The sequence below is a fragment of the Acinetobacter sp. YH01019 genome, from assembly GCF_013420285.1.
Taxonomy (GTDB): Bacteria; Pseudomonadota; Gammaproteobacteria; order Pseudomonadales; family Moraxellaceae; genus Acinetobacter; species Acinetobacter gandensis.
This window is the reverse complement of sequence record NZ_VOYM01000100.1, coordinates 1-8,464: the sequence shown is the minus strand read 5'-3', so window position 1 is coordinate 8,464 and position 8,464 is coordinate 1. Positions and strand designations below refer to the sequence as shown.

Annotated in this window: 6 protein-coding genes, 2 pseudogenes and 1 other annotated feature; of the genes and pseudogenes, 2 read left to right on the top strand and 6 right to left on the bottom strand. The window is 37.3% G+C overall.

The genetic code is table 11. The features are described 5' to 3' along the window. Positions 1-132: 132 nt before the first annotated feature. Positions 133-1,557 (bottom strand): amidase, encoded by a 1,425-nt coding sequence (locus FTT84_RS15790; RefSeq protein WP_180081791.1) that lies wholly within the window; start codon positions 1,555-1,557, stop codon positions 133-135. A gap of 160 nt (positions 1,558-1,717) precedes the next feature. After that, entirely contained in the window at positions 1,718-3,130 is a 1,413-nt protein-coding gene (locus tag FTT84_RS15785) for a PLP-dependent aminotransferase family protein (RefSeq protein ID WP_180058721.1), read from the bottom strand. 225 nt (positions 3,131-3,355) lie between these two features. On the opposite strand from FTT84_RS15785, the gene FTT84_RS15780 reads away from it, so the two are divergent. Further along, the gene (locus tag FTT84_RS15780; RefSeq protein WP_180081793.1) at positions 3,356-4,159 is read left to right on the top strand and encodes a hypothetical protein; all 804 of its coding nucleotides are present in this window, start codon (positions 3,356-3,358) and stop codon (positions 4,157-4,159) included. Positions 4,160-4,225: 66 nt separating this feature from the next. On the opposite strand, the gene FTT84_RS15775 is transcribed toward FTT84_RS15780, so the two are convergent. The 4 genes and pseudogenes from FTT84_RS15775 to FTT84_RS15760 form a co-directional block, all read right to left on the bottom strand. Further along, positions 4,226-4,384 (bottom strand): hypothetical protein, encoded by a 159-nt coding sequence (locus FTT84_RS15775; RefSeq protein WP_167348724.1) that lies wholly within the window; start codon positions 4,382-4,384, stop codon positions 4,226-4,228. A 320-nt stretch (positions 4,385-4,704) separates the two neighbouring features. Beyond that, a pseudogene (locus tag FTT84_RS15770) lies at positions 4,705-5,938 on the bottom strand (IS3 family transposase). Then, positions 5,533-5,649 (bottom strand) — a sequence feature (AL1L pseudoknot). It overlaps the preceding pseudogene by 117 nt. 78 nt (positions 5,939-6,016) lie before the next feature. Further along, a pseudogene (locus FTT84_RS15765) lies at positions 6,017-6,214 on the bottom strand (DDE-type integrase/transposase/recombinase); the annotation flags it as partial. Between the two features lie 53 nt (positions 6,215-6,267). Then, positions 6,268-6,804, bottom strand: a complete 537-nt coding sequence (locus tag FTT84_RS15760; RefSeq protein WP_067766742.1) for a TetR/AcrR family transcriptional regulator — start codon at positions 6,802-6,804, stop codon at positions 6,268-6,270. Between the two features lie 252 nt (positions 6,805-7,056). On the opposite strand from FTT84_RS15760, the gene FTT84_RS15755 reads away from it, so the two are divergent. Next, positions 7,057-7,977: an alpha/beta hydrolase gene (locus FTT84_RS15755; protein ID WP_067766745.1), complete on the top strand. Its 921-nt coding sequence runs from the start codon at positions 7,057-7,059 to the stop codon at positions 7,975-7,977. Positions 7,978-8,464: the final 487 nt, after the last annotated feature.

Sequence of the window (8,464 nt, the reverse complement as noted above, 5' to 3'; positions counted from 1 at the left end):
TGATGCCATTTTTCTTTATACTGTCACTGAGGCAGGTTGGACATTTGATTTCTAGAGTTATTTGCATTTCTCTATTTTATCAAAATTCAACCTGCTTTTTTTTAGCATACTTTTTGATACACCACCAGATTATTAACTTACATCCTGAATGCGTCGCCAAGGTTTCGCTTCTTCTATTTCATAAGCCAATTCAATCAACGTTTTTTCATCACCAATATTTGCAGAAATTTGCATACTAATCGGCAAGCCATCAATTGCTGTTTGTCCCATCGGGATTGACATGCCCGGTGCACCAACTACGTTTTGAATCGGGGTAAAAGTCACGTAGTTCTGTATACGTTCAAATAACTGATCAAATGGCAGTTGTGGCGACAAATAGCCAATCTTTGGTGTGGTATGGGCAAGAACAGGAGATAACAGCACATCATAATGCTGAAAAAGATCTCGGTATTGCTGCTGCATTTTCTTTAAACGATAGATAAATAGCGGGGTTTTATAAAAATTCTTCTTATATAAGTTAGAAAGACCGAGCGTTAAGTTATCTAATTCTTTCCGATTAAACTCGGGGCCAAAGACTTTCTTACCAAAGGTTGTCAGCATAAACGAAAGGAAGCCCCAATACTCACTAAAGTCGTTCACAAAGCTTACTGAGATAGGTAGGGCTAACTCTTCCACATGGTGACCCAAATTTTGTAGTAATTCACCGGTCTTCTTTAGGGTTTGCGTAGTTTCAGTATCAATAACACCTGTAATGGATTGAGGGACTAAGCCTATACGCAGACGACGCTTGGATGGCCCATGAATTAAGCCGATGCGCGGAAGTACTTTATTATAATAACTGGATTCCATACCTGCATAAAAGTGGGCTGTGTCACGAACACTTCGGGTGACTACACCTTCACTAATGATATTGATTGGTAAAGATCGAGCTGCGTCACTGTCATAAGTACGACCACGACTCGGTTTTAGACCAATTAGCCCACAACATGCCGCAGGAATACGAATCGATCCACCACCGTCATTGGCATGAGCAATCGGAACGACACCCGCAGCAACGAGAGCTGCAGAACCGCCAGATGATGCACCACAGGAATAATCCGTATGCCAAGGATTATAAGTCGCCGTGCCATCCTTATATTCCGTACTGGCATTGAGTCCAAACTCTGGTAGTTTGGATTTACCCAATACCACAAAACCTTGATCTAGTAATTGTTGACTAATTTTTGGGTTATTCGCTGCTGCACGTGCGTGTACAGCTACAGAACCATGATTCGATGGCAGTCCCTGATAATCTAGATTATCTTTAAAGAAAAATGGAACGCCTGCAAATGTTCCATGCTCAATATAAGTCTTATTATTTAAAGCCTGTTCAAAACAATCTAACTCAATGGCATTTAAGCTCGGATTAACGAATTGTGCACGTTGAATGGCTGCTTCTGTTATTTCTTGGACGGAAGCTTGTTTTGTTTGAATAAGTTGTGCGATTGCTACGGCATCTAGGTCAGACAGCACATCATTGCGAAAGGCATGTATACGCTTATTTGAGTTATCTTCCATGAAAATTCAACCTATTTTTTTGTTTTATAATATAAATGTGAAATGAGTGTAGCAGTAAATATCCTTATATAAGGCTGTTATAGTGCCAAACAATATTGAACTGATCTTAATCATGACAATGTAAATTGTCAATTAAGTCAAAGGAAGTAGCTTGCAAAAATTACGTAGCTTCAAAGGTACCTATGCTATGAAGCAGGGTATCTACAGCTTGTTGGAACTGTTCATTCCATTCAAATGAACAATTCAAGCGTAAGCATTGGCTCTTTTGCTCTGATACATTAAACAATTGGCCTGGAGAAATGCCAATATTTTGTTGAATAAGTTGCTCATAGACTTGCATGCTACTGACAGATTCAGGCAGTTTTAACCAAAGAAAATAACCACCGGGATAATAGTGTAATTTACAGCCTTTGGGTAAATGACTTTCAATATACCGATAAAACTGTAATTTATTTTGTTGTAGGCTCTTACGCAAAATGCGCAAATGTTTTTCATAATGATAATTCGAAATGAAATCAACCAAGGCATTTTGCAGTAAAGCATTGACTGAAATCGTACTCATGAGTTGTAAATGTTGAATATGCTGAGAATACTTACCGGCATAAACCCAACCAACGCGAAAAGCTGCTCCTAAAGTTTTAGAAAAAGAAGAGCAGTGCAGTACCAAATTATTTTGATCATAGTATTTCATTGGTAATGGTTTTTGTTGACCGAAGTACATTTCTTCATAGACATCATCTTCAATCAAGTGGACTTGATATTGATGTAATAACTCCGCAATTTTCAGTTTAATTTCTTCATTGACAGTAAAGCCAATCGGATTATGCGCATTTAGCATTAACCAACAGACTTTTACAGGATAGGTTTTCAAGATATGTTCAAAAGCTTCCAAGTCAAAACCATGCTGTGGATGCTCAGGAATTGTAACGACTTTGAGCCCTAAACGTTCTGCAGCCTGTAATGCACCATAAAAAATATTCTGTTGCAGCACAATATAATCACCAGGACAGGCTATCGCTTGTAATGAAAGATTGAGTGCATCCATGCATCCTGATGTAATGACAATGTCATCTGCATCAGTTGGAATACCTTGCATGCAGTAGCGCTGCGCGATTAGCTTTCTTAAAGATAAATTACCTGGTGGTAAATTATCTATCGCATCATAGCTTTTTTTGTTACGGGCGATTTGCCCCATAATTTGCGTGAGTTTTTTAGAAAATACCAAATCCTGTGAGGGAAATGCAGAGCCTAAAGGAACAATATGTTCGCCTTGGATTGACTTTAAATATTGAAAGACCCGCGAGTTAATTTCTACTTTAGAATTAAGTGAAACAATTAAAGGACGTGCTAATTCAACGTCAACAATAGTATTTGATACATAATATCCAGATTTTTCCCGTGCATAGATTAAGCCACGTGACTCTAACTCTTGATATGCATTCATTACTGTAATTAAGCTAAAACCTGAAATCTGTACTTGTTCACGCAGCGATGGTAATTTTTCGTGCGCTTTTAACGTTCCATTTTCAATTAAATGGCGTATTTGCTTTGCAAGTTGTTCAGATTTATACATGGCTGTATGTGCTTCATATGTTTGTTATAAATATATCAAGAAAAATTCAATAGAAATAAAATTTATATAACAGTTGATGCCATAACTATTAAAAATTGCAAATTATCTGTGTATTCATCTTCAATTTTAGTCGCTGTTATAGCTTTTAATTCGACTTCTGTATCTAGTTTTATCTAGCAACAACGCCATAATTCATTAGTGTTTTGTCTTGAAATGGAGCTTTAAATGTTTGTAGCCAGTGAATTAACCGTATTAAACCAATTACTGGTGGATCAACCCATTTCAGATGCTGTAATGAAACGTTTAAAACAAGAGAATAGTCACATTGAAGCGACTTTATTGAGAACAAGGGTTTTGAGGCAAGTCGAGCAGGTGGGTTATATCGCAATTAATCAGGAAAATATGCAAGCAAAAGCTGAAAATATGGCCTATTTATTTGCACCTGTGATATTGGCTAACTTAAACCAAAAAGTGATGTATAACACACCAAAAACGATTGAAAATACTGCAATTTTGGGTCACTATTATAATGCTGAAACATTGATTGAAAATATTAAAATTGATGACTTATTGGACAGTTTGGGATTGTATATTCAACTTGATCCTATTGATTTTAATGAAGTTGATTGTTTTTACTATAATTTAATCAATAGCTTATCTAACTCAAAAGTATCTAAAGTGATTTGTATAAGTCGTTTAAGTATTAACCAAGATAATATCAAACAATTAGAACACGCTTTAAATGTACAAATACAAGTACTGCATCCAGAAATTGAAGCTATTAATTTTGATTTAAATAAAATCAATATGTTGAAACTGTTATTTAAGAATAAAGATAACGAGCATGCAGAGTTATGCCAAAAGTATTCTTTTATTAATGCTAAGTTATTAGAGTTATTAGGTTTATATCAATTCAAACAAGCTCAGACACTTATTGAAGATATGTTTTATTCCGAGCATATTTTTGAGAAATTATCTGTCTATGGTGAATATATGCAAACCCGTATTCAGCACAATAAGAGCTTATAAAACTGTGTAGTAAGTTAAAAAAGCAGTTATAAATTAACTGCTTTTTAATATTTGAATTTCTAAGTCTTACGGTAGATATGAGTTATCTGCACCAACTACAAAGGCTACACCAATACAAAACAATAGCGCGTAAATCCCGAACCAAATAATGGCGCGTTTGAAGGCTTTATCAGAAATTTCACTGTCAGCATATTTTTGCTGTTTTTTCGGTTCTTGATCACTCATAAGATTTACTCGAAATACCTAATGGTTGTAGGTGATTATTCATGGTTCTTTGAATGAGGGATAGATACAAAAAAAAGATAAATTTCTATAACAGTTATAGTTCTGTATACATGGAATAAATAAGTAAATATGTTGTTAATGAATAATTAAAAACGTTAGATCAAAGGTAAGTCTTAAACGATAAATCTATATAAGGCGTAGAGAATGAATTGTTTGTATATGAAATAAATGCAATGGTTGCTTGAGCAACATGTAGCGTAAGTTAGTTGTAGATTTTAAATTGAACCGTACCGGGTTTGTCGGAGACTTTTTTATTTAAGTTAGGCCACCTGACCTAACGGGTTAATCTTATCATAGTACATTGCTTCAAAATCAAAAGGTGATACATAACCTAGTGCACTGTGTACACGCTTTTTATTGAACCAATCTACCCAGTTTAGTGTCGCAAGTTGTACATCTGCTAAACCTTGCCAATCTGCTTTTAGATATTCAATTACCTCTGTTTTGTATAAGCCATTCACCGTTTCAGCCAAAGCATTATCGTATGAATCACCAGTCGTACCGACTGATGCTCGTAAATTTGCTGCTTCTAAACGATTGGTATAGCGAATGGAAAGATATTGCACACCTCTGTCGGAATGATGAATCACATTCTTTGGCATGCCGCGATCATGCAATGCTTGCTCCAATGCATCGAGCACCATATCTGTATTCATCCGTGTAGATACTTTCCATCCAACAATTGCTCGTGAAAACACATCAATAATAAAGGCGGTATAGACCCAGCCTGAATGAGTTTGAATATACGTAAAGTCACCGACCCATAGTTGGTTTGGATGATCAGCACTAAAATTACGTTTCACTAAATCATCTGCTCGTTTTTGGTCATCCCGGCTACGGGTAGTTTGTTTATTCTTACCGCGCCAAACACCTTGTATACCTAGCTTCTGCATCAATCGAGCAACTGTACAACGTGCAATCACATAGCCTTCACGTTTCAGTTGTTGCCAGACCTTACGCACACCGTATCGACCTGAACTTTCTTTCCAAATTCGTTTAATCTCCTCAGCATGATGCAAGTCATGTAAATCTCGCTTTGCTCGATGTTCTGGATTTTCGCAGAGATCTAGAGTCCGGTAATAGGTTGAAGGTGCGATCGGTAAAATTCTACAAATCGCCTCGACTCCGTACAGCTCTTTATTATTATGGATAAAATCCACCATTATTTGTGTGGGCGGTCGAGCTCCGCCTGGGCGAAAAAAGCGGCTGCTTTACGTAGAATCTCATTGGCGCGTTGCAGTTCTTTATTTTCGCGTTCCAGTTGTTTGATACGTTCTTGGTCTGAAAGCTGCTGTACTTTAACTGGATTTTGTTTATCTAAATATTTTTGATACCAAACACGTAGTGTTTCAGGAGTACAACCCTTGCGCAGTATACTGCTCAGGGAGCAATAGCGGTGATCGCAGCCCAATTCGATGGATAATCTTTTTCAGATTCAATCAATAATTGAACCGCTCTTTCTCTGATTTCAGGGGTATATTTTAATTTTGTCATCGGGATAGTCTCTCAGAATATTGACTCTCCGACAAACCCGGTACGGTTCAGGCTGCCTGAGAAGCATCGCTTCGCAAGGGAATGGAAGATCACGCCACTAGGTTTACCTCGCCGATGCCATGCTTCATCTAATGCCTTAATTACTAAATGTTGGTCTGCTTGGGCCGACATAGACCAACCAATCACTCGATGAGCATACAGATCAAGAACAACTGCAAGATAAGCCCATGTTTTAACTGTCCAAATATAGGTAATGTCACTGCTCCATACATGATCAACGCTGAAGCATTTTAGATCGTTGTCCTATTTCATTTCTCTTCCTTATTCACTTAATACTTTGCAAGCAAAGCCTTACAAATTTCTCGTTTCTCTGGCTCTGAAAGTTGATGCGATAGAAGTCCTTCAATGGTGAAAACCGCGATTTTTACTCTTGTCTCAATAAGATCATGTGCAATCTCCAATGTCTGTAGCTCTAACCGCAGCAATCCTTCGACCAAGAGATGAAATTTTTCATGCCACTCTCGTAGTTCTGTGGAAAACTTTATTCTTGCATGTACTGTACTGACTAAGCGATTCGCTAATTGAAGCTGCTCAACGACCCAAATTAAACGCTCAGTAGGATCTTGCGTCGACTGCAAGATATATGCATTCAAATGCTTGGTTAACTCAGCATTTAGAATACTAACTAAAAGTTCATCTTTATTTTTGAAATACCAATAAATGGTATTGGGTGCAACCTGCGCTTCATGTGCAATACGATTGATTGAAGTCGCGTCATAGCCTTCGTTTAGAAATAAATCACGCGCAGCATGGATGATCTCTTCTTGTTTTTCTTCACGATCCTGTACGCGCTTATTACGAGCCATTAAATTTCTCACTCTTATAAAAAAGTTGAATTGCGAGTACCAAAACAATTCAAAGACCACATCGTAAATTTTTCTTGAATGTGATTCAAGAATATCGTTAAAATGAGTGATCTTGAATGCCATTCAAGAAAATTAAACAACAAGAATGCTGCACTGAGGATGAATGAAAATAAACGTATTCCTCTGGTGTACTTTTAAATAAAAACAAGATGGAACGTTGTCATCGTTATATCTGAGATTAGGTCAAATTCTATGTCGAACCGTAAATATCCCGATACATCTAATATTCAAAAATCTATCCTTAAATCTACATTTGTAACGGATGGCATTCCATGCTCTGCAACACTTCATGTTCCTGTAAAGATTGAAGACAAAGCATTGCCTGCCATTTTGATGGTCGGAGGTTGGGGGAGTGTGCAAGGTGCTTTGACGACCTCTTTTATCAATCACTTTGTGGCGGATGGTTATGCCGTGATGGAGTTTGATTACCCGGGCTGGGGCTTAAGTGGAGGCTTGCCACGACAAGATATTAATCCTTGGCGACGTGTAAAAACGGTGAATAGTGCATTAGCACATTTAAAAAATTTACCCCAAGTCAATGCACATCATATTATCGTTTGGGGCACATCATTTGGTGGAGGTCATGTTGTTGATCTGGTTTCACAACATCCAGACTTGAAGGGTGCGATTATTCAAGTACCGATGTTGGATGGCGTCAGTACGGTACGTTCAGTTCCCGTTAAGCAAATGCTGAAATTTTTAAGCTATGGTGTGGCTGACTCTGTCAAACCGGGTACTCGAATTTGTATACCGACCATCTCTGAAAAAGGAGCATTTGGGTCGATGGATCGTGATGGGGCTTGGAATGCGTTGCAGCTGGCACTGAATGCACATGATCAAAAATATGATAATCGTGTGACTGCACGTTCTCTGTTAACCATGGGCTTTTACCGTCCTTGGAAACGTTTAAAAGATGTCAAAGTTCCCATGCTCATTATTGGCGCAACACAAGATACTGTTGCGCCATTTGTCGCGGAAAAAATAGAAAAAGTAAATAATCCATTACTTAAAGTGATTGAAATGGAAGCAGATCATTTTGATCCTTACTTCGAACCATATTTTCCAAAAAATCTGCAATATCAATTAGATTTCTTAAAGAGCCTAAATGAATAGTCCATATCCCGATAAAAATATAAGACATATATAAGTCCTAAAGATCATGCTATAGCAGTAGATAATTAAAGAAGCCTAATGCTGTATTGCGCTTCTTTAATTTAATTTTTGAGTAATTTTTTTAATTCTAGCCGTCGTTAATATCATTGATCTAAAATATGTAGTAAGTACGCAGCTTTGGATTGAGTTATGCGTTGATCGCAGATTTCCTGCAAGACCGACAATCGTTTAAGTTCTTTATCCGACATAGACACCAACATATCAAACCGTCCGCTAAGGAAATCGCAAAAGTGCATATTCTAAAAGCGGACATTTTTACTTTGGAGAAACCGGACATTTCTATTTTGGAGTTACAAATACTGTTATTCACCAATTAAAATGTCTATGCGATAAACCATTTAAAATGTCCTGTTTTTAACCACAAGAGTCAAGCACAGGATTTAAGTTTCTTTTTTCAACAACAGCTTTCTGAGCTTTACGACTTGGC

Bases quoted from the DNA above. Each gene is read 5' to 3' on its own strand.
- FTT84_RS15790 (WP_180081791.1), bottom strand. From the start codon at position 1,557: ATGGAAGATAACTCAAATAAGCGTATACATGCCTTTCGCAATGATGTG.
- FTT84_RS15785 (WP_180058721.1), bottom strand. From the start codon at position 3,130: ATGTATAAATCTGAACAACTTGCAAAGCAAATACGCCATTTAATTGAA.
- FTT84_RS15780 (WP_180081793.1), top strand. From the start codon at position 3,356: ATGTTTGTAGCCAGTGAATTAACCGTATTAAACCAATTACTGGTGGAT.
- FTT84_RS15775 (WP_167348724.1), bottom strand. From the start codon at position 4,384: ATGAGTGATCAAGAACCGAAAAAACAGCAAAAATATGCTGACAGTGAA.
- FTT84_RS15760 (WP_067766742.1), bottom strand. From the start codon at position 6,804: ATGGCTCGTAATAAGCGCGTACAGGATCGTGAAGAAAAACAAGAAGAG.
- FTT84_RS15755 (WP_067766745.1), top strand. From the start codon at position 7,057: ATGTCGAACCGTAAATATCCCGATACATCTAATATTCAAAAATCTATC.